Annotated in this window: 27 protein-coding genes; 13 read left to right on the top strand and 14 right to left on the bottom strand. The window is 65.1% G+C overall.

The annotated features are described in order from the left end of the window. Positions 1–88: 88 nt before the first annotated feature. Together rlmKL and ACW7G1_RS05125 are read right to left on the bottom strand one after the other, a co-directional pair. The gene (gene rlmKL / locus ACW7G1_RS05130) at positions 89–2,356 is read right to left on the bottom strand and encodes a bifunctional 23S rRNA (guanine(2069)-N(7))-methyltransferase RlmK/23S rRNA (guanine(2445)-N(2))-methyltransferase RlmL (protein ID WP_456978649.1); all 2,268 of its coding nucleotides are present in this window, start codon (positions 2,354–2,356) and stop codon (positions 89–91) included. After that, the gene (locus ACW7G1_RS05125) at positions 2,353–2,916 is read right to left on the bottom strand and encodes a hypothetical protein (RefSeq protein ID WP_456978648.1); all 564 of its coding nucleotides are present in this window, start codon (positions 2,914–2,916) and stop codon (positions 2,353–2,355) included. Before ACW7G1_RS05125 ends, rlmKL begins: the two co-directional genes overlap by 4 nt. A 91-nt stretch (positions 2,917–3,007) precedes the next feature. On the opposite strand from ACW7G1_RS05125, the gene ACW7G1_RS05120 reads away from it, so the two are divergent. The 5 genes from ACW7G1_RS05120 (at position 3,008) to ACW7G1_RS05100 (ending at position 7,551) form a co-directional block, all read left to right on the top strand. Further along, entirely contained in the window at positions 3,008–3,628 is a 621-nt protein-coding gene (locus ACW7G1_RS05120) for an N-acetylmuramoyl-L-alanine amidase (RefSeq protein ID WP_456978647.1), read from the top strand. Between the two features lie 29 nt (positions 3,629–3,657). Then, complete coding sequence (gene tesB, locus ACW7G1_RS05115) at positions 3,658–4,554, top strand: acyl-CoA thioesterase II (RefSeq protein WP_456978646.1); 897 nt, start codon at positions 3,658–3,660, stop codon at positions 4,552–4,554. Positions 4,555–4,564: 10 nt separating this feature from the next. After that, positions 4,565–5,440: a hypothetical protein gene (locus ACW7G1_RS05110; protein ID WP_456978645.1), complete on the top strand. Its 876-nt coding sequence runs from the start codon at positions 4,565–4,567 to the stop codon at positions 5,438–5,440. A gap of 39 nt (positions 5,441–5,479) precedes the next feature. Continuing rightward, positions 5,480–6,235: an arginyltransferase gene (locus ACW7G1_RS05105; RefSeq protein WP_456978644.1), complete on the top strand. Its 756-nt coding sequence runs from the start codon at positions 5,480–5,482 to the stop codon at positions 6,233–6,235. Between the two features lie 95 nt (positions 6,236–6,330). Next, on the top strand, positions 6,331–7,551 hold the full coding sequence (locus ACW7G1_RS05100) for an endonuclease/exonuclease/phosphatase family protein (RefSeq protein WP_456978643.1): 1,221 nt from the start codon (positions 6,331–6,333) through the stop codon (positions 7,549–7,551). A 29-nt stretch (positions 7,552–7,580) separates the two neighbouring features. Here ACW7G1_RS05100 and ACW7G1_RS05095 read toward each other — a convergent pair whose 3' ends face one another. Together ACW7G1_RS05095 and purT are read right to left on the bottom strand one after the other, a co-directional pair. Further along, entirely contained in the window at positions 7,581–7,910 is a 330-nt protein-coding gene (locus ACW7G1_RS05095; RefSeq protein WP_456978642.1) for a hypothetical protein, read from the bottom strand. 38 nt (positions 7,911–7,948) lie between these two features. Then, positions 7,949–9,235 (bottom strand): formate-dependent phosphoribosylglycinamide formyltransferase, encoded by a 1,287-nt coding sequence (gene purT, locus ACW7G1_RS05090; RefSeq protein WP_456978641.1) that lies wholly within the window; start codon positions 9,233–9,235, stop codon positions 7,949–7,951. A 120-nt stretch (positions 9,236–9,355) separates the two neighbouring features. On the opposite strand from purT, the gene ACW7G1_RS05085 reads away from it, so the two are divergent. The 3 genes from ACW7G1_RS05085 to ACW7G1_RS05075 all read left to right on the top strand — a co-directional run bounded on the left by ACW7G1_RS05085 (position 9,356) and on the right by ACW7G1_RS05075 (position 11,431). Next, on the top strand, positions 9,356–10,291 hold the full coding sequence (locus tag ACW7G1_RS05085) for a hypothetical protein (protein ID WP_456978640.1): 936 nt from the start codon (positions 9,356–9,358) through the stop codon (positions 10,289–10,291). Between the two features lie 113 nt (positions 10,292–10,404). Further along, positions 10,405–10,596, top strand: a complete 192-nt coding sequence (locus tag ACW7G1_RS05080) for a DUF4177 domain-containing protein (RefSeq protein WP_456978639.1) — start codon at positions 10,405–10,407, stop codon at positions 10,594–10,596. Between the two features lie 10 nt (positions 10,597–10,606). Continuing rightward, positions 10,607–11,431 (top strand): M15 family metallopeptidase, encoded by an 825-nt coding sequence (locus ACW7G1_RS05075; protein ID WP_456978638.1) that lies wholly within the window; start codon positions 10,607–10,609, stop codon positions 11,429–11,431. Positions 11,432–11,447: 16 nt separating this feature from the next. On the opposite strand, the gene ACW7G1_RS05070 is transcribed toward ACW7G1_RS05075, so the two are convergent. From ACW7G1_RS05070 to ACW7G1_RS05050, 5 genes are all read right to left on the bottom strand, one after another. Further along, on the bottom strand, positions 11,448–12,122 hold the full coding sequence (locus tag ACW7G1_RS05070; protein WP_456978637.1) for a DNA-3-methyladenine glycosylase family protein: 675 nt from the start codon (positions 12,120–12,122) through the stop codon (positions 11,448–11,450). A gap of 1 nt (position 12,123) precedes the next feature. Further along, complete coding sequence (locus ACW7G1_RS05065; protein WP_456978636.1) at positions 12,124–12,501, bottom strand: DUF423 domain-containing protein; 378 nt, start codon at positions 12,499–12,501, stop codon at positions 12,124–12,126. A gap of 110 nt (positions 12,502–12,611) precedes the next feature. After that, the gene (locus ACW7G1_RS05060) at positions 12,612–13,784 is read right to left on the bottom strand and encodes a polyketide cyclase (RefSeq protein ID WP_456978635.1); all 1,173 of its coding nucleotides are present in this window, start codon (positions 13,782–13,784) and stop codon (positions 12,612–12,614) included. Positions 13,785–13,903: 119 nt separating this feature from the next. Beyond that, positions 13,904–14,584 (bottom strand): response regulator, encoded by a 681-nt coding sequence (locus tag ACW7G1_RS05055; RefSeq protein ID WP_456978634.1) that lies wholly within the window; start codon positions 14,582–14,584, stop codon positions 13,904–13,906. Beyond that, positions 14,581–15,786: a sensor histidine kinase gene (locus tag ACW7G1_RS05050; RefSeq protein ID WP_456978633.1), complete on the bottom strand. Its 1,206-nt coding sequence runs from the start codon at positions 15,784–15,786 to the stop codon at positions 14,581–14,583. Before ACW7G1_RS05050 ends, ACW7G1_RS05055 begins: the two co-directional genes overlap by 4 nt. A 169-nt stretch (positions 15,787–15,955) precedes the next feature. Between ACW7G1_RS05050 and ACW7G1_RS05045 the strand changes: the two genes are divergently transcribed. The 5 genes from ACW7G1_RS05045 (at position 15,956) to ACW7G1_RS05025 (ending at position 19,080) form a co-directional block, all read left to right on the top strand. Then, complete coding sequence (locus ACW7G1_RS05045) at positions 15,956–16,561, top strand: GNAT family N-acetyltransferase (protein WP_456978632.1); 606 nt, start codon at positions 15,956–15,958, stop codon at positions 16,559–16,561. Beyond that, positions 16,558–17,340 carry a septum site-determining protein MinC gene (gene minC / locus ACW7G1_RS05040; protein WP_456978631.1) on the top strand — a complete coding sequence of 261 codons (783 nt, stop codon included), beginning with the start codon at positions 16,558–16,560 and terminating at the stop codon, positions 17,338–17,340. Before ACW7G1_RS05045 ends, minC begins: the two co-directional genes overlap by 4 nt. A gap of 136 nt (positions 17,341–17,476) precedes the next feature. Further along, entirely contained in the window at positions 17,477–18,286 is an 810-nt protein-coding gene (minD, locus tag ACW7G1_RS05035; protein ID WP_456978849.1) for a septum site-determining protein MinD, read from the top strand. A 2-nt stretch (positions 18,287–18,288) separates the two neighbouring features. Beyond that, the gene (minE, locus tag ACW7G1_RS05030) at positions 18,289–18,564 is read left to right on the top strand and encodes a cell division topological specificity factor MinE (RefSeq protein WP_456978630.1); all 276 of its coding nucleotides are present in this window, start codon (positions 18,289–18,291) and stop codon (positions 18,562–18,564) included. Positions 18,565–18,606: 42 nt separating this feature from the next. Continuing rightward, complete coding sequence (locus tag ACW7G1_RS05025) at positions 18,607–19,080, top strand: hypothetical protein (protein ID WP_456978629.1); 474 nt, start codon at positions 18,607–18,609, stop codon at positions 19,078–19,080. Positions 19,081–19,146: 66 nt separating this feature from the next. Here ACW7G1_RS05025 and ACW7G1_RS05020 read toward each other — a convergent pair whose 3' ends face one another. The 5 genes from ACW7G1_RS05020 to ACW7G1_RS05000 form a co-directional block, all read right to left on the bottom strand. Further along, positions 19,147–19,890, bottom strand: coding sequence for a pentapeptide repeat-containing protein (locus ACW7G1_RS05020; RefSeq protein ID WP_456978628.1), 744 nt, complete (start codon positions 19,888–19,890; stop codon positions 19,147–19,149). A gap of 50 nt (positions 19,891–19,940) precedes the next feature. Further along, a complete protein-coding gene (locus ACW7G1_RS05015) occupies positions 19,941–21,191 on the bottom strand; it encodes a hypothetical protein (RefSeq protein WP_456978627.1) in 1,251 nt (416 codons plus the stop codon). A 28-nt stretch (positions 21,192–21,219) separates the two neighbouring features. Next, entirely contained in the window at positions 21,220–22,872 is a 1,653-nt protein-coding gene (locus tag ACW7G1_RS05010; protein ID WP_456978626.1) for a DUF4384 domain-containing protein, read from the bottom strand. Between the two features lie 88 nt (positions 22,873–22,960). Continuing rightward, complete coding sequence (locus tag ACW7G1_RS05005) at positions 22,961–23,332, bottom strand: hypothetical protein (protein ID WP_456978625.1); 372 nt, start codon at positions 23,330–23,332, stop codon at positions 22,961–22,963. Between the two features lie 106 nt (positions 23,333–23,438). Beyond that, positions 23,439–23,735, bottom strand: a complete 297-nt coding sequence (locus ACW7G1_RS05000; protein WP_456978624.1) for a hypothetical protein — start codon at positions 23,733–23,735, stop codon at positions 23,439–23,441. Positions 23,736–23,756: the final 21 nt, after the last annotated feature.

Raw genomic sequence — 23,756 nt, 5'->3', positions numbered from 1 at the left:
GGACAACACGGCGCTGGACGAGGGGCTGGAATTGGGTGTCCAGGACTCAGAAACTCCTGCCGATGTTCACATGAAAATAGCCTCGGACTTATCCCCGCGACAACTTCCAGCAGCGATGGATGCGTGCGTGACGGGCAAAGTCGGGCGGAATTGTTTCGGCGCTGATCTCCTCACACGTCGCGAACTCCGCCACGGCTGCCTCGTCCAGTTTGAAACGGCGGAAATTGTTGGAAAAATACAAGACACCGTCACGCGACAACCGCGCAACCGCCGCACGCAACAGGCGCACGTGGCTGGCCTGGATATCGAAATCGTCCGCACGCTTGGAGTTCGAGAACGTCGGCGGGTCGCAGAAGATCAGGTCGTACTCGGCCTGCTCCGTCTCCAGCCATGACACTGCATCGGCCTGCACCAGCCGGTGCCGGGTCCCGCCAAAACCGTTCTCGGCAAGGTTGTCCGCGCACCACTGCAGATAGGTCGGCGACAGGTCAACGGTGGTTGTCTGCCGGGCGCGCCCGACAGCGGCCTGGATGGTGGCCGCGCCGGTGTAGCCAAACAGATTCAGGAAGCGCGTGTCTTCTGCCTCGTCCCCGATCCGACGGCGCAGCGGCCGGTGGTCCAGGAACAAGCCAGTGTCGAGATAATCGAACAGATTCACCCGCAAGCGGGCGTCACCCTCACGCACGCTGATGAACTCGCCCCGCTGGTCGAATCGGCCGTATTTTGAGCCGCCCTTGCCGCGTGCGCGCGTCTTCAGCGCGACCTGCTCGTGCGGCACCGCGAACACCTCGCGCGCCGCAGCCAGCAACTCGTTCAAGCGGCGCCGCTGCACCGGCTCGGGGATGTCGTCGGGCGCGGCGTATTCCTGTACGTGCAGGAAGGTCCGCGGCGCGGCTTCATCGGTCTGGTACACGTCGATCGCGGCGGAATACTCGGGCAGGTCGGCGTCGTAGGCACGGAAGCAGGTCACGCCTTCGCGCTGGCGCCAGGCCTTGAGCTTGCGCAGGTTTTTGCGCAGGCGGTTGGCTACCATCTGGGCGCCATCACTCAACGCCGGTGCCGGCTCGCCGGGCTTTTGCTCGCGCTGCGGCGGGGCAACCGGTTCCACGGTAATCAAGGTGCATTCAATCGCGCCATTGAACAGCTGGTACTTCTTCAGCGCCCGCAGGCCGGTGGCATGGGCGAGTTCGGCATCGCCGCACAACAGGCTGGCGCGCCAGTCCGGCACCGCCCGCTTGAGCGCGTCGCCCAGGGCGCGGTACAGCGCGGGATCGGCCGCCAGACGCAGGTCGTAGGGCGGATTGCACACGACCAGGCCGCCCGGCGGGCGCGGCTTCTGCGTCGCTCGCGACCAGGGCCCGGCTTCGCTCGGCGATGGCCCCGGCACCTCGACTGGCGGTTCGGACGGCTCCGAAGCGGCATCGCCATGGGACTGCCGGACCAGGGGAATCGAACCCAGGCGCAGCCCTTCGATGCCCGCGTCTTCCCAACGGATCACTCCGGCCAGTCCCGCCAGCACCTCGTTGTCCTGCGCGGCGTGGATCGCCTGCGGGTCGTTGTCGCGACCGAAGAACACCGGCCGCAACGCGGCACGGCCGACAGCCTCGCGTCGACGCGCGTCATCGGTCAGCTCGCGCCACTGCTCCGCATCGAACTCCTTCCAGCGCGTGGGCACGAAACCGCCATGGCGCAACAGCCCCGGCGCCACGTCGGCCGCCATCAGCGCGCCCTCGATCAACAGCGTGCCACTGCCGCACATCGGGTCGAGCAAGCCGCCGCCATCGGCATACACCTGTGGCCAGTGTCCGCGCAGCAAGACTGCCGCCGCGAGGTTCTCCTTCAGCGGCGCCTCGCCCTGGTGCTGACGCCAGCCACGGCGGTGCAACGGACCACCGCCCAGATCGATCGAGACAATCGCGCGACCCTTGCGCACCACCAGGTTCACGCGCAGGTCCGGGGTCTCGACATCGACGCTCGGACGCACTCCGGTGGCATCGCGCATCACGTCCACCACCGCGTCCTTGACCCGCTGCGCGGCGAAGCGCGCGTGGGTCAGGCCGGTGCCCGAGACATGCGCATCCACCGCGATGGTATCGCCGTCATGCAGGTGCTCCGTCCACGCGATTTCCGCCACGCCGGCATACAGGGCTTGCTCATCGCCACATTCAAACTCGGTGATGGGCCACAGCACGCGACTGGCCAGGCGGGACCACAGCACCGCGCGTTGGGCGTCCAGCGCCGTGCCCTGGACGTTCACGCCCGCCATGGTCGCAGTGGCGTGGCTGCAGCCCAGCGCCAGCATCTCGTCAGCCAGCAGGTACTCCAGGCCCTTGCCGCAACTGGCGAAGAACTTCATCGGACCACCTGCGGCGCTGACGCCAATGACGACGGTGCCAGCATGGCCAGCAGCGTACTGAATGCCGCGACACTGGCGTCGACATGCCCGGACAAACGATGGCTGTCCTCGACCAGCAACAGCCGTGCCCGTCGGGCGGCGGCCCAATCGACCACTTCGGTGGCGGGGATCAGCTCATCGTCCCAGCCATGGATGATGCTTATGGGAACATCGGCCGCCTCCATCGGACTGGCCTCGCCCATCCGGATCGGCGGCGCCATCAGGAACAATCCAACCACCGGTACCTGCAGCGATGCCAGTCCGGAGACATAGGCGCCCAGGCTGGACCCGGCCAGCACCACCGGGCCACGCGTTGCCGCGTTGCGCGCCAGGTCGATCAGCCGCCGCAGCCTGCCCGGCACATCACCCAGTTCGCTGACCGAGCGCCTGGCGTCCAGGTCGGTATAGTCCGGCCGCTCGACCGACCAGCCGCGCTGCCCGGCAACCGTCGCCAATGCGGCAACCTTGGTCGCCTCCGGACCGCTCTCGAAGCCGTGGGAAAGGATGCAATGTCCGCGCATGGATGGGTCCGGAGGTGAGAGTGCCGCCGCCACGGCGGAAATCACGTGGCATGCAACGGGAGCTGGGGTCCGCGATGCTAGCATCCGCGCCATGTCGACCGAGTTTCCGCCATCCTCCCAATCACCGGCAATCGTGGTGCGGCCGTTGCCATACCAGGACCTGCTGGAGGCTCGCTCGCGCGGCGAGGTCGACCTGGTGGTGATCCACTGCACCGAGCTGCCCGATCTGGCGATGGCCCGTGACTATGGCGAGCGGGTGCTGTATCCGCAGTCCGGCACTGGCAACAGCGGCCACTTCTATATCGACCGCGACGGCAGCGTGCAGCAGTACGTGGCCACCACGCGCGTCGCCCACCATACCCAGGGTTACAACCCGCGCTCGATCGGGATCGAGCTGGTCAACACCGGCCGCTACCCCGATTGGCTGGACTCGCGCCACCAGGCGATGGACGAGGCGTACACCGACGCGCAGTTGTCCGGATTGATCCAGCTGTTGACCGGGCTTTGCGCTACCCACCCCGCGCTGCGATGGATCGCCGGCCATGAAGACCTCGACACCGCCTCGGTCGCGGCAAGTGACAACCCCGGCGTGCAGGTACCGCGCAAACGCGACCCGGGACCGCGCTTTCCGTGGCACCGACTGCTGCAGGCCACCACGCTGGAGCGCCTGCCGGGCCGGGCCGTCCGTTCCGGTAACGTGCTCCCGCTATAATTGCCGGCTTCCCGTACCGGCGCTGCTGCATGACTCCTCCCGTTTCCGAGCTGATCGACCTGCTTTCGCTGGAGCGCCTGGAAGACAACCTGTTCCGGGGCCAGAGCCGCGACATTGGCACCAAGTTTGTGTTTGGTGGACAGGTACTGGGGCAGGCGCTGTCGGCGGCGCGCGAGACCTTGGTCAATGATCGCGCCGCGCATTCGCTGCATGCCTACTTCCTGCGCGCCGGCGATATCAACGCGCCGATCGTCTACCAGATCGACCGCACCCGCGATGGCGGCAGTTTCTCGGTCCGCCGGGTCACCGCGATCCAGCACGGGCAGGTGATCTTCTTCATGGCCGCCTCGTTCCAGGACGTGGAACCGGGCGCCGAGCACCAGTTGTCGATGCCATCGGTGCCGATGCCCGAGGACATCGAGTCATCGCCTGCAGTGCCGGAGAAGGTCATGGCGACCCTGCCGATCAAGATCCAGCGCTGGCTGTCGAGGGAGGGGCCGTTCGAGTTCCGCCACGTCTACCCGCGCGACGAGCTCAATCCACCCAAGCGACCGCCGCATCAGCAAGTCTGGTTCCGGCTCACCGAGCGGGTCGGCGACGCGCCGGAGCTGCACCACGCACTGCTTGCCTATGCCTCCGACTTCCAACTGCTGGGCACGGCGACTTTTCCGCATGGCATCAGTTACTACCAGCCCAACGTCCAGATGGCGTCGCTTGATCACGCGCTGTGGTTCCACCGGCCATTCCGCGCCGACGAATGGCTGCTGTACTCGATCGACAGTCCCAGCGCGCAGGGGTCGCGCGGGTTGGCCCGGGGCCAGATCTTCGATCGCGGCGGCCGGCTGGTCGCCAGTACCTCGCAGGAAGGCCTGATCCGCGTGGTGCCCGACGCGGCTGCCGCGGCCCACGTCCCGGCCAGGGGCTGAAGGTTCGCCGATGCGCAAGGTTTTCAGCAGCCCCAGGTTGGAGAACGCCGAAGGTGTCGCAACCTTGTTGCGCGAAGCAGGCATCGAGGTCCGTATCACCAATGGGCGGTCCTACAAGGGCAACCGGCGCCGCCATTTCAGCTATTCCGACCCATCCGCGCCGGAGTCGGCGGTGTGGGTCGTACGCTCCGACCAGCAGGCCCAGGCGCGCACCTTGTTGCGACAGGGTGGCTTGATCGACTCCACCCGCCCCGGCAGCGACGACGAGCATGGCTATGCCATGCCGACGTTCCGCACCGCCGTCCAACTTGCCCACAAGACGCCCGCCCGCAAGCGACTGATGCGTATCAAGCTGGGCCTGCTCGGGTTGATCGCGGCAGTGATGGTCGCCGGCGTGATCCACACCATCAACCAGCCTCCCTCGCCGCCGCCCGTCGCCGTTGAGCCGCAGCTTGCCGTCCCTCCGTTCGGCGGCTCCATCGCCGCGACCCTGGCTCCCGTTGCCCGCGTCGTGTTCGCCAGCGAGCTGGACAGCGTCGACACCCCGGTCGCGTGCCTGGGAGTCGACGGCGGCGATGCGTCACCCGCCCTCATTGCCTCCCTGTCTGCTGCCAGGCCAACCCTGGTGCCGGCCACGGCATGTGTCGAGATTGCCGACGAGGACCAGGGCAGCCGCCACCGCGCCTCCGGGCAACTGGCAACGATCCTTGATGTGGCGGTATTCCGGCCGGCGGCACCGGACCGCGGCACGGTCCAGATCACCGCCTATCACCACCGGGGCTGGGCCAGCTACAAGACGCTGGAGGTCTCGCGCCATGACGATGGTCAGTGGCAAGTGGACGACGTCATCAAGCACGTCGAAAGTCGCGGTTTGATGCAGTTCTAGAGCTGCCCCTACGGTCGGGGGCAGCGCTATGCTGGTGCCATGGGCAACGATCCACGCCGGAACCTCGACGACCTGCGGCTGTTCCACACCGCCGAACACCCCTGTGGCTACTGGCCGCAGCGGATTGCCCGTGACCTGGTGCTGGACCCGTGCGATCCGCAATTGTCCCAGCGCTATCCGATGGCGCTGGGCTGGGGATTTCGTCGTTCCGGCGGCATCGTCTACCGGCCGCATTGCCAGGGTTGCCAAGCCTGTGTCGCGGTGCGAATCCCGGTGGAGCGCTTCCGCCCCGATCGCAGTCAACGCCGTTGTCTGGCGCGCAACGCGCGAGTGGAAATGCGGGTGCTGCCAGCCGAGCGCACCGATGAGCAACTGGCGCTATACCAGCGTTACCTTGCCGCGCGCCACAAGGACGGAGGCATGGATGGGCACGGTGCCACCGAGTTCGACCAGTTCCTCGGCGGGCTGTGGAACACCGGTCGCTTCATCGAGTTGCGCGAGCCGGAAGCACAGGGTCCAGGCCGGCTGCTGGCAGTCGCGGTGACCGATGTCATCGAGGACGCGTTGTCGGCGGTGTATACCTTCTACGATCCGCGGGAACACCAGCGTGGACTGGGAACGTTGGCGGTACTCAAGCAACTGCAATGGGCGCACAGCCAGCAGCACCGTTATCTGTACCTGGGCTACTGGATCGCTGCCCACCCGAAAATGGACTACAAGCGCCGGTTCCGTCCGTTGGAGCAGTTCGACGGGCGCAACTGGCACGATCTGAATGATGATGGAGCTGCTGAATGACGCTGTCGCGATACCAATTACATCTACCTCGCTTCTCTGGCAGCCACGTTACTGGCAGCCACCCATCACCGCGCCGTCGTCGATCGGATCGGGCATTGACCCTCGCCATCGTGCTGGTGGCCCTTGCCACGGCCGGCTGCGTCCGGGTCGCCATCCACGGCGACCCGAACGCCTGGGCTGACAACATGACCGAATCAATGAACGACAGCACCCTGCGCGTGGCGACCTACAACACCTCGCTGTACGGCGAGTCCGCTGGTGGCCTGGTGCAACAGCTGTCGGCCAACGACGAACACGCCAGCAAGATCGCCGCCGTGCTGCAACGCGTGCGCCCCGACGTCGTGCTGCTCAACGAGTTCGACTACGACCCGGCCGGACGAGCGGCCGATCTGTTCCAGCAAAATTATCTGGAGCTCGGCCAGCCCGGGGGCGGCGAGCCACTGCACTACCCCTATCGCTATCTCGCCCCGGTCAATACCGGCGTACCCAGCGGACTGGACCTGGACGGCAACGGCGAGGTCGGCGGCAATGGCCGTGACCGCGGCAACGACGCCTGGGGTTACGGTCTGCACCCCGGTCAGTACGGGATGCTGGTGTTGTCGCGGTACCCGATTGACCCGGCCGCGGTGCGCAGCTTCCAGCACCTGAAGTGGAGTGCCATGCCAGACGCCCGGGCACCGCGTGATCCGCGTAGCGGCGAGCCGTGGTACCCACCGCAGGTCTGGTCGCAGTTGCGCCTGTCATCCAAGTCGCATTGGGATGTACCGATCGCCACCCCGATGGGCACCGTCCACCTGCTGGCGGCCCACCCGACCCCACCGGTATTCGATGGCCCCGAGAACCGCAACGGATTGCGCAATGCCGATGAAATCCGGTTATGGGCCGAGTACATCTCCGCGGGCGACAAGCCATGGTTGTGCGACGACCGTGGGCGCTGCGGCGGACTGGTCAGCGATGCACGGTTCGTGATCGTCGGCGACTACAACGCCGACCCTGTCGATGGCGATGGTGTACCTGGTGCCATCGCGCAATTGCTGGACAACCCCCGGGTCAACGCCAGCTTCGTGCCCCGCAGCAACGGCGCAATCGAACGGGCGGGTGAGCGGGCCCTCCCGCGCAATGGCGATGTCGCCACCCATACCGGTGACTTCGGACCCAAGGGAGGCACCCTTCGACTGGATTACGTGCTGCCATCAAGGGATCTGCGGATATCCGATGGCGGTGTTTTCTGGCCCGTCACTGGCGAGTCGGGAAGCGCTATCGCCGCGGCAAGCGACCATCACCTGGTATGGCTGGATGTGGTCGTACCCCGGTAAGTCGACGCAAGGGGCCGAAGCCGCCTGGCTCAGGCCGGAGGCTTCGGCTCTTCTTCCCCGGTGGCCGGCACTGCCACCGGCACCGCGACCCTGGGGCCAAATCCGAAAGCCTCTTCGCTGCGGGCCGATGCGATCATTCGCACCATGCTGCCAGGCACCATCAACTCCAACTCGATCAACTCCCCGGCGCTGGTGCGCCCGTCAAGGGTCATCTTGATCATCGAACCGCCGGTATCGACTTCGCGACAGACTACGTGGACGCCGGCCTTGCCCTCGCCCAGGTAGGGTTTTATCGCTTCACCCAGCGCCTCCAGCGCTTGTGGAAAGAAGAACACGGCATATCCATTGTGATCGTCCATCGGGACTCCTGTAGCTGGTGCGTTGATGGTGGGGTCGCTCAGCGCAGCTCTACCCGCAGCTGCGCGGCGGCATGGCGTGCTTTCTCGCGGGCCTGCTCGACATCTTCCCCCAGCGCCAGCGTCACCGCGACCCGGCGCTGGCCCTCGACTCGCGGCTTGCCGAACAGGCGCAGTTGGGTGTCGGGCTGGGCCAAGGCCGCATCGACGCCGTGAAACACCGGCACACCGTGTCCGTGCGCCAGGACCGCACAGGAGGCGGAAGCGGGATGACTGCGGATCACCGGTATTGGCAGCCCCAGGATCGCGCGGGCGTGCAGGGCGAACTCGCTCAGGTCCTGTCCGATCTGGGTCACCAGCCCGGTGTCATGCGGACGCGGGGAAACCTCGCTGAACCAGACCTCATCACCCTTGATGAAAAACTCCATGCCAAACACGCCCCAGCCACCGAGGTCATCGCTGACCGCCTTTGCCATCGCCTGCGCACGCTCCAACGCCAGCGCCGACATCGGCTGTGGCTGCCAGCTCTCGCGGTAATCGCCGTCCACCTGGGTGTGCCCGATGGGCGCGCAGAACGTGGTGCCACCGGCATGGCGCACGGTCAGCAAGGTGATCTCGTATTCGAAATCGACAAACCCCTCCACGATCACGCGCCCCGCGCCAGTACGTCCTCCGGTTTGGGCGTACTCCCAGGCGTTGTCGATATCGGCCTGGCCGCGCACCAGCGATTGGCCCTTGCCTGACGAGGACATCACCGGCTTGACCACGCACGGCAGGCCGATCTGCGCGACCGCGACGCGGTAGTCGGCCAAGGTATCGACGAAGCGGTAGGGCGACGTGGCGACCCCGAGGGCTTCCGCCGCCAGCCGTCGGATGCCCTCGCGATCCATGGTCAACCGCGCCGCGCGGGCCGTCGGGATCACCCGCATCGGGTGGCCGCCGGGATGCCGACCGGGCTCGCCGAGCTCGAGCTCAAGCTCGACCAGGGCCTGGGTAGCGATGGCCTCGATTTCCGGGACGATCAGCTGTGGCTGCTCCGCGGCGACCACGGCGCGGATCGCGGCCCCGTCCAGCATGTCGATCACGTGGCTGCGGTGGGCCACCTGCATCGCCGGGGCGTCGGCATAGCGATCGACCGCAATCACCTCCACGCCAAAGCGTTGCAACTCGATCGCCAGCTCCTTGCCCAGCTCGCCAGAGCCAAGCAGCAACACGCGGAACGCGTGCGGTGACAACGGGGTGCCGAGGCTGACGGAGCCGGTTTCAACACCGGGCTGCGGGGTCTTGCTCTGGGCTTTTGTCGAGGTTTCAGTCGGGGTTTCAGGCATGGATGGGTGATACCGGTCGATGGGGACAGTTTTGTCCAATGTGTCGAGGCAGTCTAACTTCCGCCAATCGGTCGCGGTACCGCGTTTCCTGCAACGGCAGGCGCATGCGATCCTTCCGGCATGCGCCCTCGCCTGCCGTTATTGCTGTCGCGAATCACCATGGCCGCCTTGCTGGCGGTAGTGGTCCCGGCTTGCACGCGTTCCGACGATGCCACCACCCATGCCACCGAAGCGCGCATGAGCGGCGTCCTGCTGGACATGCAGCTCAATGAGATCAGCGGGCTGGCCGCCTCATCGCTGCACCCGGACGTGTTGTGGATGCATGACGATGGTGACAATCCGGCGCGACTGTTCGCCGTGAGCACCAGCGGCCGTCGGCTGGCGACCTACACCATCGAAGGCGTGACCAAGACCGACTGGGAGGACATGGAAGCGTTCGAGTTCGGTGGCAAGCGTTACCTGCTGATCGCCGACACCGGCGACAACGGTGGTTTGCGCCACAGCCTGCAACTGCACGTGATCGAGGAACCGGCGACGCTCACCAACGCGCGCCTGAAACCCGCCTGGTCGATCGCGTTCCGCTGGCCCGACGGGCCGTCCGATTGCGAGGCGGTCACGGTGGATCCCGAGCGCGGCGAAATCCTGCTGGTTTCCAAGAAGCGCCAGCCGCCAGAGTTGTTCGTGCTACCGCTGAAACCACCGGACCGGGAGCTGCTCACCGCAACCCGGATCGGCACGCTGGCGGGGGTGCCTTCTGCCACGCGCACCGGCCAGACGCCGGCCGAAGCAGCAGGACGGACGCCATTGGGCAGCCAGATCACCGCTGCCTCGGTATCACCCGACCGCACCACCCTGGCGGTGATGACCTACCGCTACCTGCTGCTGTACCCGCGTGCCGAGGGTGGCGACTGGGCCGATGCGGTGGCCCATCAGCCCCGCACCAGCCTGTTGCCATGGTTGCCGCAGGCCGAGGCACTGGGATGGGCCGCCGATGGCCGCAGCCTGTATGCGACCGGCGAGTTCATTCCCGCACCGCTGTACCGGATCACGCCCTGACGAGGCCAGCCGCAGCGTCAACGCGCAGATCGGGTATGTTTTACCAGACGCGTTCGCAAGGCTGGCCGACTGCCCGGCACCACCCGCACGCCTTCCAGCAAGGGAATCAACCCATGAGCACACCGTGGATCTACGAAGTAGTGGAGATGAACCCCAGCATGTTGGGGCCATCAATGACCGAGCGCCTGCAAGAAGAGCTCAACCGCCTGGGCCAGGAAGGCTGGGAACTGGTAGCGGCCAACCAGGTCAACCCATTCGACCAGGTTCGCTTGATCCTCAAGCGGACGGCCGCGGCACCGATCTAACCTGACCGACATGCGTGGCCAGTCAAAGCTGCTGATCAACACCCCGAAGGTCGAACTGTGGCCCAGCGGGCTGTTGCATGCGCGCAGCAATCACGATGCCCGCATCCTGTCGCGCGCGAACCACATACTGCGGCGCAAGCGCGATGGCCGCTATCTCGCAGCGCAACTGCCCGAAGGCCTTGTGCCATTGATTCCCCGGTTGACCCGGGAGCCCGGCGTCACGGCGGCCCTGGAGGTGCTGGCGAAACAGCGCGGCGTGCTCCATCCGGGCCACGCCTGGTCGAGCCGGCTCCAGCCGGACGAGCTGCCCCTGGACGGACTGCGTGAACGGCTGGACGCACTCGGCCTGGATGACGGCTATGGCGAGCGCACCGGCCTGCCGCTGGTGGCCGAGCCCGGTTGGCTCACCCTGGCCGGCCTGGACCGCTACCGGCGCCCGTTGTGGCTGCGCGCCGGCGCCGCCCGTGCGTGGACCCACCTGCGTGAGGCCGCCAGACAGGCAGGCGTGGCGCTGGAGGCGATCTCCGGCTATCGCAGCCATGACTACCAGCTGGGCATCTTCGAGAGAAAACTCGCGCGCGGACAGGCAGTCCCGGAGATCCTCCGTGTCAACGCCGCACCCGGCTACAGCGAGCACCACTCAGGTTTTGCTCTCGACATCGGCACCCCGGGCGAACCGCCGGCCGAGGAGACCTTCGAACAGACGCCCGCGTTCGACTGGCTGACCGCCACCGCCGGCAGCCACGGCTTCGCCATGAGCTACCCCCGCGACAATCCCCACGGCATCGTCTACGAGCCGTGGCACTGGCGTTGGGCTCCCCAAGAAACCGAATGACCAGACGGCGTCCGGCTCAGTCCTGCGAGCGCTTGGTCGGCGTCTTCGCCTCGACCGCGAAGTCGGCAATCTTCCACAGGTAGAAGCTGGCGTAGCTGCGGTATGGCCCCCAGCGTTCACCGAGTTGCGCGAGTTGCTTCGGCTTCGGCAGCACCTCGAGCTTGTCGACGATCTGGGCGCCCTTGCGGATGCCGAGGTCGTCGATCGGCAGTACATCGGGGCGACCAAGACGGGACATCAACATCATTTCCACGGTCCAGCGGCCGATACCGCGCACCGGCACCAGCGCGTCGATGATCGCGTCATTGTCCATCGTCGCCATCCGCCGCAGGGTCGGAATCTCGCCGGCCGCCTCGCGCAGGGCCAGGTCACGCAACGCCAGCACCTTGTTGCCGGACACCCCGCATGCGCGCAGGGTCGGATCGTCGCAACGGCCCAAGGTGTCGCAGTGGAAACGGTCGCTTTCGATCGCCGCCTCGACCCGTCCGACGATCGTCGCCGCAGCCTTGCCGCTGAGCTGCTGGTAGAGGATCGCGCGGGCCAGCGCATCGACCGGGTCGAACGACTTGCGCCAGCGAGGATCGGGGTCGATCACGCCGAGCCGGCGCATCCAGCTGCCCAGCTCGCGATCGCGCCGGGCCAGGTGGGCATGCGCCGCCGCGGTATCGAATCCGCGCGAATGCCGTGGCATCTCAGCGCCTCACGCTGTCGGCCGCCCACAGCAGCCAGGCGAGGATCATCAGGCCGCCGCCCAGCGGTGCGAGCGAGGTCGGTGTGCCTAACCCATGCGCACTCACCAAGCTGCCAGAAAACAGCAGCGTGCCAAGCAACAGCATCCCCAGCGCGATCGCTGTCAATCGCCGCCTTGCAACCGGGGCCAGCGCGGCCAGCGCGATGCCGTGGCCGAACGCAAACAGCGCCGCCGAGTGCAGGCTCGCCTGGACCTCAGGCTCGGCGGAATGGGCGGCATAGGCAAACAGTGCGACCGAGGCCGCGGCGAGCACAGCGCCCAGCGCGGCAAGTGCCCGCAGGGGCCGGGCGACCCGGGTTGGATCAGCGGTCGTGATCATTCGATGGCCTCGCGACAGGTCGTCCAAGATAGCAGGGCTACCCATCGGGGCACCCAAAAAAAATGCGCCGCGGGATCCGCGGCGCATCTCAAGTCCGGTACAGCGTCTGCTTAGCGCAGCGTCCAGTACACCTCGAACTCCCCGTCCTCGGTAAAGCCCTTGTCGATACCGTTGATCCAGGCCTCGTACGGACGCCCGGCGGTTTCATCGCCGCCGGTCATCACCCAGGCCCGCAGGGCATCACGCACCTTGGGCATGTTGGCCATATGACCGACAAACGGAACCATGGCCACCCTGGCGGGCTCCTCGAACACCTGGGTCACCGGACCTTCCAACTTGATGTCCAGCTTCACCACCGGACCGGGGGCCGCATTGGCGGCGGCGATATCGGCGGCATCCGCCCCGGCATCGTCTGCGGTCTCGTCAGCGTCCGTCTCGTCGGCAGCCGACTTCTTGTCCGCGCCACTGCCAGCCTTGCGCACCGGCTGGGCGACATCGAACGCGTAGGTTTCGGCACCAAATTCATTGGTGATGATGCGCACCGGACCTGCGGGTTCGAGGTTATTGGCCTTCATGACCTTCTCGATCCACTGCATGTTGTTCTTCATCGTGCGCTGGACCACTTCGTTGTTACGCTCCACGGCCGCACCGACTACCAGCATGTTGACCGCCGGGCGCTCGATCACCTTCGGAGCCATCTCCGGGTTGTCCTTGCTGAGCTCTGCATAGTCGTAGTTCGGCACCGCAGCGAGCATGTTGCTGAACCGGTTCAGGCTCATCTTCATGCGGTCGCCCATGCCGCTGGTGACATACATGCCGGCGTAGCGGCCAAACAGGTTCATTCCGTAATCAACGTCGTAGGTCTGGGTGATCTTGACGTTGCGATTGCTGCGTCCGGTCGGCTCCAGTATGTAGCTGGTGCGCTTGTTGGTACCGGGTTCGTTGTTGACGACCTCGAAGCTCACGCTTTTGCGCGGCTGGCTGTCCACCAGCTTCCAGCTGCCGTCTCCCACGCCCTTCGCATCAGAGCTGTAGTTCAGCTCCGCGCCAACCCCGCTTTCCGGGCCGGAAAGCTTGATATCCATCGACGGATCCCGCAGCGGAAGCACGTTCCAATCGTCGAAACGGGCAAAGCTGTTGAGGGTGTCATAGACAATCGTCATCTTGCGATTGGTCTCCACCGACTGCTGGATGTGACGGGTGGATGGCAGGAAGAAACCGATGACGAGGAACGCCACGGCCACGATTGCCAGCGAAATCAGGAATTCGATCAAACGGGTCATACAGGTTCTCTCCAGGGCCAGACCCGGAATGGGACGGGGGGCAGACCCGTAATCCTAGCAAGGAAAACGGGTCTGTCGCATGTCAGCCAGGTCACAAGAATCACGAAATTGTCCGGTATTTACACCAACTGCAGCTCAAATGCCTTCAGCACCGCTCTCGTGCGATCGCGCACACCCAATTTGGACAGGATATTGGAGACGTGGTTTTTGATGGTGCCTTCGGCCACTCCCAGCGAATTGGCGATCTCCTTGTTGGAAAACCCTCCCGCCATCAATCGCAGTATTTCGGTCTCGCGTTCGGTCAACGGATCGGGCCGATCCAGGCTGACGAACTCGTTGCGCATGTGTTCCAGCCCCGAAAGCAGGCGCTGGCTCATTGCCGGCTGGACCAGTGAGCCGCCACCGGCAACGGTCTGGATCGCTCCCACCAGTTGCTCCAGCGACACATCCTTGAGCATGTAGCCCTTGGCCCCTGCCTTGATCCCAGCCAGCACCATCTGGTCGTCATCAAACGTGGTCAGGATGATCGTCGGCGGCAGCTGGTCCCGGCGGGCCAGCTCCTGCAGCGCCTCCAGCCCCGACATCACCGGCATCCTCATGTCCATCAGCACCACGTCGGGCTGGACCTGCGGTATGAGCTCGACCGCGTGCTTGCCGTCGCCAGCCTCGGCAACGACCTCGATGCCCTCGGCCAGTTCCAGCAGCGACCGCACCCCCTGGCGAACCAGGGTCTGGTCATCGACGATCAGGACGGTTATCGGCTTGTCCGGATGACGGGGTTTGATCGGATTGGGGGTCATGCTTTCACTCCTTCGCGGGTAGCCGCCACGGCGTCTGCCGACAGCGGCAACACAAGATGCAGGCGGAAGCCTGCTTGTGGCCGGGTTTCAATGGTCAAATCACCGCCACACTGGGCGAGGCGTTCGCGCATACCCCGCAGTCCGTTGCCGATGGCAACCTGGCTGGCACCTCGCCCATCGTCGCGGGCCGTCATAACGATGCATCCATCTTCGCGCCTGAAATGGATCCACAGATGGCCGGCAGCCGAATGGCGCACCGCGTTGGTAATGATCTCCTGGGTGCAACGCAACAGCACGTGCGCACGCTCCGGATCGTCCACCGTCAGCGGCTCCTCGATATCCATGTGGATCTTCGGGGTGAAGATGTTCTCGGCCAACGGACGCAGCGTCAGCGCAAGGTCGATCGCCTTTTCCACCCGCAAATGGCTGACCGCCTCGCGCACGTCCGTCAGCAGCAAGCGGGCCAGGGTGTGGGCCTGGACGACGTGCTCCTTCGCCCGGCCATCGGTCAGATGCCCGGCCACCTCCAGATTCAGGCTCAGCGCCGTCAGATGGTGGCCCAGCAAATCATGCAGCTCACGGGAGATGCGGGTGCGCTCATTGATTCGCGCGCTCTCTGCCAACAGCAGGCGCGTGGCATGCAACTCGGCGTTCAGCTGACGCTGCTCCTCACGGGCCTGGGCCTGTTGGCGGGCCACCAGCGCGGTGACAAACACCAGACTGGAAAACCCCATATAGGCCAGCGACTGCATCAAGGCCACCAGCACCGGCATGCCCAACGCAACAAACGCCGGCGTGATCGCAAGATTGCCCCCGACCAGCCAACCCACTCCCACCCGCAGCGATAACAGCCATGGCAGCAGTCCAGCCACCACCATCAGCAGGACACTGCCCAGACCGGTGCGTGACAGGTAACTGATGCCCACCGCGCAGATCGTCAGCACCAGCAGCAGGACAAGGGACAGATAGTCGGTGCGGCGCGGCCCCAGGTCGCGGGTCAGCCACCAGTACGCGCCGCCGAAAGTCAGGTACAACGCAACCCAACGCGCGATCAGCAGGTAAAACGGTTGGCCGCTGACAGCCGGCAGGAATTCCAGCCCGCCCGGAGCCAGCCATAGCTGAATCGGCCACAGCCCAACCATGCCCCACGTGAGGAGGCCGGCGAAGCGCAACAGTCGGCTGTGGTTAAGGCGGCTCAGCATCACCGCATGCTACCGGCATCGGGTGGCCTGAGGGGGCGCCGAAAGTCATGCTGAATGCGCGCCGGACCCCATCGGTCGATTGAAATCTGTTCGCCGCACGCCGGGACCCATGCGATAATTGGCCTTGGAAACGCGACCCCACGCGAAGTAACAACCCCTGGAGCCCGGAATGTCGATCGTTGTCCGCGACGTGCTTGAGCACGAGCTGGATTCCGTCCTTGCCCTCAACAACGCTGCCGGACCTGCGATCCTGCCACTGGACGCCGGGCGATTGCGCCATTTCTTCGAAACGGCGGAGTATTTCCGCGTCGCCGAGCGTGACGGCACCCTGGCCGGCTTCCTGATCGGGATGGGCAGCCATGCCTCCCATGACAGCAGCAATTTCCGCTGGTTCTGTCAGCGTCATCCGGACTTCTTCTACATCGACCGCATCGTGGTGGCCAGCCGGCGACGCGGCGGCGGTGTCGGCCGTGCGTTCTATGCCGATGCCCAAAGCTATGCGGAGTTGCGCTACCCGCAGATGGCTTGCGAGATCTTCCTGGATGGTTCCAGCGATCCGGTGTTGTTGTTCCATGGCAGTTTCGGCTTCCGCGAAGTCGGGCAACACGTCATGGACGGCACCGGGCTGCGTGCGGCGATGTTGATGAAGCAATTGTGCAGCTACCCCTGGATCCGCCAGACCTATGGCGGGAATCTGCCAGGCCTGCCGTGGGCCCGGTCACGCACGCTGCCGGGCAAAGACCTGGCAACACAACTGACCGGGACCAACCGTTGAGCACGGCGGTGACCGATTACGAGCCCGCAGGTGAGCTCAAGATCGGCCAGGTCGGAATTGCCAACCTGCGCATACGCTCGCTGGATGTCCCCAGGTTGACCGAGGAAATGCGCAGCCGGGTGCAACGCGCGCCCAATCTGTTCAAGAACGCGGCCGTGGTAATCGATTTTGGCGGCTTGGGCCAGATGCCCGACCTGGCCACGGCGGGTGCGCTGATGGACGGGTTGCGCCAGGCAGGCGTACTGCCGGTCGCCCTGGCTTATGGTTCCAGTGATACCGAGCAACTGGCGGATGCGCTTGGCTTGCCGCTTCTGGCCAAGTTCCGCGCCCAGTACGAGCGCGGGGACGAGACCTCACCGGCTGCGGTGCCAGCGGCGGCCCCGCCGCGTGAAAAGACGGCCCCGCAACCAGCAACTCCTGCGAAGGCGGCCGCAAGCAAGGCAAGCCCCGGAATGATCCATGCGACGCTGGTTCGTTCCGGCCAGCAGGTCTACGCAGACCACCGTGACCTCACCGTGCTGACCGGCGTCAGTGCTGGTGCAGAAGTGATTGCCGACGGTTCGGTCCACATTTATGGCCCGTTACGCGGTCGCGCCCTCGCCGGCGCCCAGGGCAATGAACAGGCACGCATTTTCTGTCGCGAATTCCATGCTGAACTGATCGCCATCGCCGGCCACTACAAGGTGCTGGAAGACATTCCGGCGGAGTTGCGTGGTCGCGCCGTCCAGGCTTGGCTGCAGGACGGACAATTGCAACTGGCCGCACTGGACACACCGTGAATGAAAACCGTGCATGCTGTCGCGTTGCGCCCAATCGGCAACCGGGCAGTTGCAGCCGGCCTGGCATCTCGCCGGGCGCTGCAGACGCTACATCGATGCATTCCCCCGCAGCACCCATGAACTGGAGGATTTGAACTTGGCCGAAATCATCGTTGTCACCTCGGGCAAGGGAGGCGTGGGCAAAACCACCACCAGCGCCAGCCTCGCCTGTGGGCTTGCACGTCGCGGCCACAAGGTGGCCGTCATCGACTTCGACGTCGGCTTGCGCAACCTGGACCTGATCATGGGTTGCGAGCGACGCGTGGTGTACGACTTCGTCAACGTGGTCAATGGCGAGTCGACCCTGAAGCAGTCACTGATCCGCGACAAGCGTTTCGAGAACCTGTACGTGCTGGCCGCCTCGCAGACCCGGGACAAGGATGCGCTGACGGTTGAAGGCGTGCAGAAGGTCCTGGACGATCTGGCTGCAGACGACTTCGACTACATCGTCTGCGACTCCCCCGCCGGGATCGAGAAAGGTGCTTACCTGTCGATGTATTTTGCGGACCAGGCGGTCGTGGTGGTCAACCCGGAAGTCTCCTCGGTACGCGACTCCGACCGCATCCTAGGCTTGCTGGCGTCCAAGACCCGCCGTGCCGAGAACGGCGAGCGGGTCAAGGAACACCTGCTGCTGACCCGCTACAGCCCCAAGCGGGTAGAGTCGGGTGAGATGCTGAGCATCGGTGATGTGGAGGAAATCCTGGGCTTGAAGACAATTGGCGTGATCCCCGAGTCCAGCGACGTCCTGCACGCTTCCAACAAGGGCGAGCCGGTCATCCTCGACAGCGAGACCGACGCGGCACAGGCCTATGACGACGCGGTCGCCAGGCTGCTTGGCGACACCCGCCCAATGCGTTTTGTGAACCCCGAGAAAAAGGGTTTCTTCAGCAAGATGTTCGGAGGATAGACATGGGTTTGTTCGATTTCCTGCTGGTCAAGAAGCAGACCGCATCGGTCGCCAAGGACCGCTTGCGGATCATCGTTGCCCACGAGCGCGCCAGTCGTGGCGGGCCCGACTACCTGCCGATGTTGCAACGCGAATTGCTCGAGGTGATCAGGAAGTACGTCAACGTCGACGTCGATGCGGTCAAGGTCGACCTGCTGGGCGAAGGCGACAACAAGGTGTTGGATATCTCGGTCTGCCTGCCCGAAAAAGCCGAATCACGGGCGTTCGCCAACGGCTGAACACGACTGTATTGTCCGGATAAGGACTTCGGGCAAGACCCTATGCTCACGCTCGCTGACACCGGCTTCGCCGCTCCTGCCGCGCTACTGGCACGTTATGGGCTGCAATTGGCAAAGGTTGCCGATGGCGAGCCCATTCCGGGGAGCTATTGGGGCGAGTGTGAAGCCGGATTGATCGGCACCACCGTCCATGCCCGCGCCGATACCCCGGTGCACTCCTTGCTGCACGAGGCGGCGCATCTAATCGTGTTGCCGCCCGAGCGTCGTGCTGTCGTGCACACCGACGCCACCGACTCCATCGAGGAGGAGGATGCGGTTTGCGTGCTGCAGGCGTTGCTGGGCGACGAGCTGCCCGATGTCGGCCGCGATCGCATACTCACCGACATGGACGCTTGGGGCTACACCTTCAGGCTCGGCTCGGCACGGGCGTATTTTGAACGCGACTCTGATAGTGCATGGCACTGGTTGGCCCAGCGTGGGCTGGTCGAGCTGCCGCACCGGCGTCTGATCGTTTAGATACCCGGCTGGATACCTGAACCATGGCCGGGCATGGCCATGCAGGCGAGTGGACGTACGCCTCGCTCAGCGGCAAACGCCGACCGAGCCACTGCCACAGATACGGCCGTCAACCCAGGTCGCACCGTCGAAGCGTGCGCCCGACAGCATCGCATTGGCCAGCGTGGCGTCTCGCAGGTTGGCCCCGCGGAAGTCGACGCTATCCAGATTGGCATTGGCGAAACTGGCTTCGACCAGGACCGCATCACGGAAGCTCGCTCCCGCCAAGTGGGAATTGACGAACGTCACGCCCCCCAGTTGCCGGCCGGCGAAATCTCTCCCGGACAGATCTTGATTGGCGTAACTGGTCGTCCCACCGCGCTGTGAGGACGAGGACGTTATGGTCCGTCCATTGACGGTGCTGGTTGCTCGACCGCCACCGGCACTGATGACGTGCACGCCGCCATCGCCCTGGACGTCCACCTGCGTGTGCTGGGTGTTGTCGCCATCGGTTTGATAGTTGCCGGTGCGCGAAGACAGATTTTGCTGCCCACTCGCCTCCACCGTGGCGCCGTGCGTGCGCACCTCGGTTCCGGCGGCACCGGCCTGGACCACGGTACCGTCGCCCGCGTTGATCTTGACGCTTCCATCGGCGCCGATCTCCACCACGTTTTGGGCGATTGCGGGCATCGCCAGTGAGGCCACCAGTAGTCCGCCAAACGCGAGCAGGAGACCCGAACGGCGGCGAGTGGCCGGTGTGGGTACGGCGTGGTAACGGCGGGACTGGCTGTGCGGGGGCTGGTTACGGAAGGTCTGGTTATCGAAGGTCACGGAATGCTCCTGTCGGGGGTCCACTGAGCGAGGGAAATACTCAGTGGAAGTCAGAGGCCAAGATCGGAAAGTCCGGCCAACGGGTCGTCGAGTCGCGGCTGCGCGGCCGAAGTGATGCTGGAAACCAGATTGCCTCCCGACTGACCCACCGCCGCTGAAGCCAGCTGGCGCATCCAGGTCGGGTCGAAGCCGCCATCGGGGAGCGTGCGCGACTGGATCAGACCGAGCATCTGCTGGGCAGGCTTGCTGCCCTGCGCCGCTGCGTCCCGATACAGCCCCAAGGCCTTGCCGTAATCGACGGTCACGCCGTCGCCACGATGGTAGCGACGAGCCAGCGAAAACAGGGACTCGGCATCACCGTCGACAGCCGCGTCGGCACCGGCCTCGACTTGTCGACGGACCTCATCGCCACGCGCCAGGCTGGCGAGATTGAGCTTGGCAGCCGCACTGCCGTTGTCGACGGCACGCTGGTACCACATTTGCGCCGTGGTGCGATCACCCTGCACCTGGTAGTGCACACCCATGGCATTTTGCGCGACGCCATCGCCGGCACGCGCGGCGCGCTCACGCAGCGCGGCCTGCTGTTTCTGGCCTCCGCGACGTCGATCAGCAGCAGCCAGCAACGAGAGCAGGTAATCGGCCCGCGCAACCCCAGCGGCGCTGATCTGTTGCAGGTTGCGGCGCGCGGTGGCCGGATCTCGCGCCACGCCCAGACCGAGTCCCTGCAGGTAGGCGAATGCCATCGCCGCTCGACGGTCACCTGCGTCAGCGGCAACCTTGAACCAGCGGGCCGCCTCGGCATAACTGCGCGGATCCGCATCGCCCCGATAAGCCGCCAGTGCCCGCTGCAACGGATCATTCAATCCGGTCACGACTTCCGCCGGGGCGTCAGTCGGGATCACGGCACCACCCTCCGCCCCCGGCACATCCACCACGACCGCACCATCGTCGCTCGCGGGCATCCCGGACGGGCTGTACGGCCAAACGATATTGCTGCTGGACGGCGGCGAAAGCGTCGGCGCGGGGAGCGCCAGGTCCGACGGAGGGGGCACTCCCCCGACCGCAGTGGAAGCCGCATCGACCCGCTCGGGCCGGGGCGGCACGATCTCCGCCCGCATGCCTGCGGCGGAGACCGAGTCCGAAGTTCCGGCAACTGCAGTTTCCGGCGACTCCGGCATTTGTGGAGCTGCGAGCACCAACGGTGGCGTTACCGGCACGATCTCCGCATGGACCACAGCGACCAGCCCGATCAGCAACGCGGCGCCGCAAAGCAGGGTGCCACGCCTACCGCCTGCGATCATCCAACCGATCATCGCAGGCCCGCCCAGGTCATGGCGTAACCGACCATTGCGCATTGCCAGCGCCAACCCCGGCCCCGACTGCCGACCGGAACGCCTGCTCCACCGCATCCAGCGATACCGCGTCGATAGGCGTCAGTACCGGCGCCTGCAGTTGGGCCGGCAGCAGCGACGAGGGATCAAGCGGACTGGTCAGGCAGCGCAATCCCTCGGTGCCCGACGCGGTCAGCTCGATCGCGAAACTCTGCGGGTTGCTCATGTCGGGCACCATCAACGCGCGATTGCCTTCGACCACGCCGACCGGCTGCATCGGATTGGGGTAGATCTGCGCAATCGTGCCTTTTGCATCCTGGTAGTAGCACTGCAGGTACGCCGTCCGGTCGACGCTGATGTTGAACGAAAGCAGTTCACCAAGTCGACGCGCGTTACCGGGTGTCGGCAGCGTGATCTCGACTTGTGGCGGACGCGGTTCGGTCGAACCCAGCGCAGGAGCACCATTCCTGGGCTCGCTCCGGGAGGCCATCGGCACATGGCTTGCGGTCAAACCGGTATCGCCCCAACCGACCTGCACGAAATGTCCATCGCCATCGCTGCGAACGTAGTCGCGCGCGAGGTGTTCATAGGTCTCAAAACCCAGTTGGCCGGTCGCCGCCAGGCCTTGGTCGAGCTGAAAGCGCTGGATCGCGCTTCGCAGTTCCGGCGTGATCTGGAGCGGAGAGACGTCGTCGTCGTAATAACCCTTGGCCCGCAGGCCGCGCTGGATGAACGACAACCTGTCGCCTTCGTCCATCTCCAGGTACCACTGCCGCAACTGGCGCTGGAAGTCGGGATGCGCCTGGTCGAGCGCGAGGCATTGCCAGTACGGCACCCGGGCCCACTTGCCGACCAGTTCGATCATGCTCAGGTCGATCAGGGTACGCGCCGCCGGGCCGACGCCCTGGGAGTAGTCTCCGCCGACCTCGATCTGCACACCCGCCTTCTTGATACGACCGCCGATATCGACGCCCGACCCCTTGGCCGCGATGGTGATCTCGTTGGCCGAATGGAGCCCGGGAATCAGCGTGCGGCTGATGAAGTCGCCGAGGTGGAAGTCCATCCCCATGACGCTGCCGGCAATGTCGCGCGACCAACCGATTTCCGCATCCGCCGACGCGGCACCGAGTCCGCGGCGGTCGATCATGACGTTCTGGTCCAGGAAACTGATCGCGCCGGACACATACAGCTGCGGCATCTGGATCATCATCTGGTTGCTCTGCAGCATCAGTCCACTAAGGGTCTGCACGGTGTCCTGGTTGAGCGGGTTTACCTCGTAATCGACGAAGCGGAACGTGTTGCTGAGCCGGGACATCTCCGACAGCGACGTGATCAGCATGTCGGTCGCCGCGACGTATACCTTGCCGGACGCATCGGGAATTTCCTTGGACGTGACGGTGACCTGGTTGATGTGGTGGTCGCGCAACATCCGATCCATGCACGAGAGCGAGTCATTGAAGCTGCTGACTGAACGCACCGGCCACACCACCGGGCGATCCTCCACCGGAGCCTGGCTGTAGAAGTCGGCGTGCTTGCGAGGACCGTTCTTGCCCAGCGTGCTGCAACCGGCCAGCAGCGTCACCGCAGCGGCCATCGCCACCACCTTCATTCCTGCGCGAGCGTTGCGCGCCTGCCCCTGTTGTTTTGTCATCCGTCGTATCTATCCGTGTCGAAAAGAAATGTCGCCCAAGCGCTCTCGACCGGGATCCGGCGCACATGCACTTGATGTGTTGGGACGTCTACTTGCAGACGTTGATCACGCTGCCGTTGACCACTACTACCCGCTCTTGCTGCTGGCCGCGCGGGCTGGGGCCATAACGCGGGGTGAAATTGCCGACCGTGGTAGGTGATTGCGCGGTGGTGCCCACGTTGGTGATGCAGGTCTTGGCACCCCCGGGGCCGCTATTGATGACCTCGGTGTCCTCGGCATTCTGTCGCGTGCCAAAACCGACCCAGCGCTTCGCCTGGACCTGGGTAACCTTGGCCCGGTCCCACGGATCGATTCCGCGGCGCGGGGTCACGTCGGATTGCTGCGCTTGTGCCAGCGGCGCCAGGACAGTGAGCGCCAACGCCAGCCCTGCGGTACGGATGCTGATTGTGAGCATGCTCATGCGATTGCTCCTCCATTTACAACTCACTGGGTGGTGGGGCAGCCGTTGCTGCCGGCCGCCCCACCATCTACCGCCGCACGATGCGTGCGGCGTTGATCAGCGAGGTTTATTCGCCTTCGTTCGACGAAACGTTCTGCTTCGCTTCTGCCATGGCACCGGTCGCGGTGTTGGCGATCGCACCATTGACCGTTGTGGTCTGCGTGTTGTTGCCACCAATTTTGACGTTGCCCTTGTTGGACGAAACGTTCTGGGTCGCCGTGGTCATGGCGCCTACCGCAGTATTGGCGATGGCTCCGTTGACGGTGGTGGTCTGGTCGTTGTTGCCACCGATTTTGACTTCGGCATAAGCGGTGCTCGACATCAACACAGCGGCGGCGATCAACAGCACGTATGACTTCTTCATGGGTGTTTCCTCATCTTGTGG

The sequence above is a fragment of the Lysobacter sp. A378 genome (genome assembly GCF_054052125.1).
The sequence above is the reverse complement of the archived record's forward strand: the minus strand, read 5'-3'. Positions and strand labels throughout refer to the sequence as shown.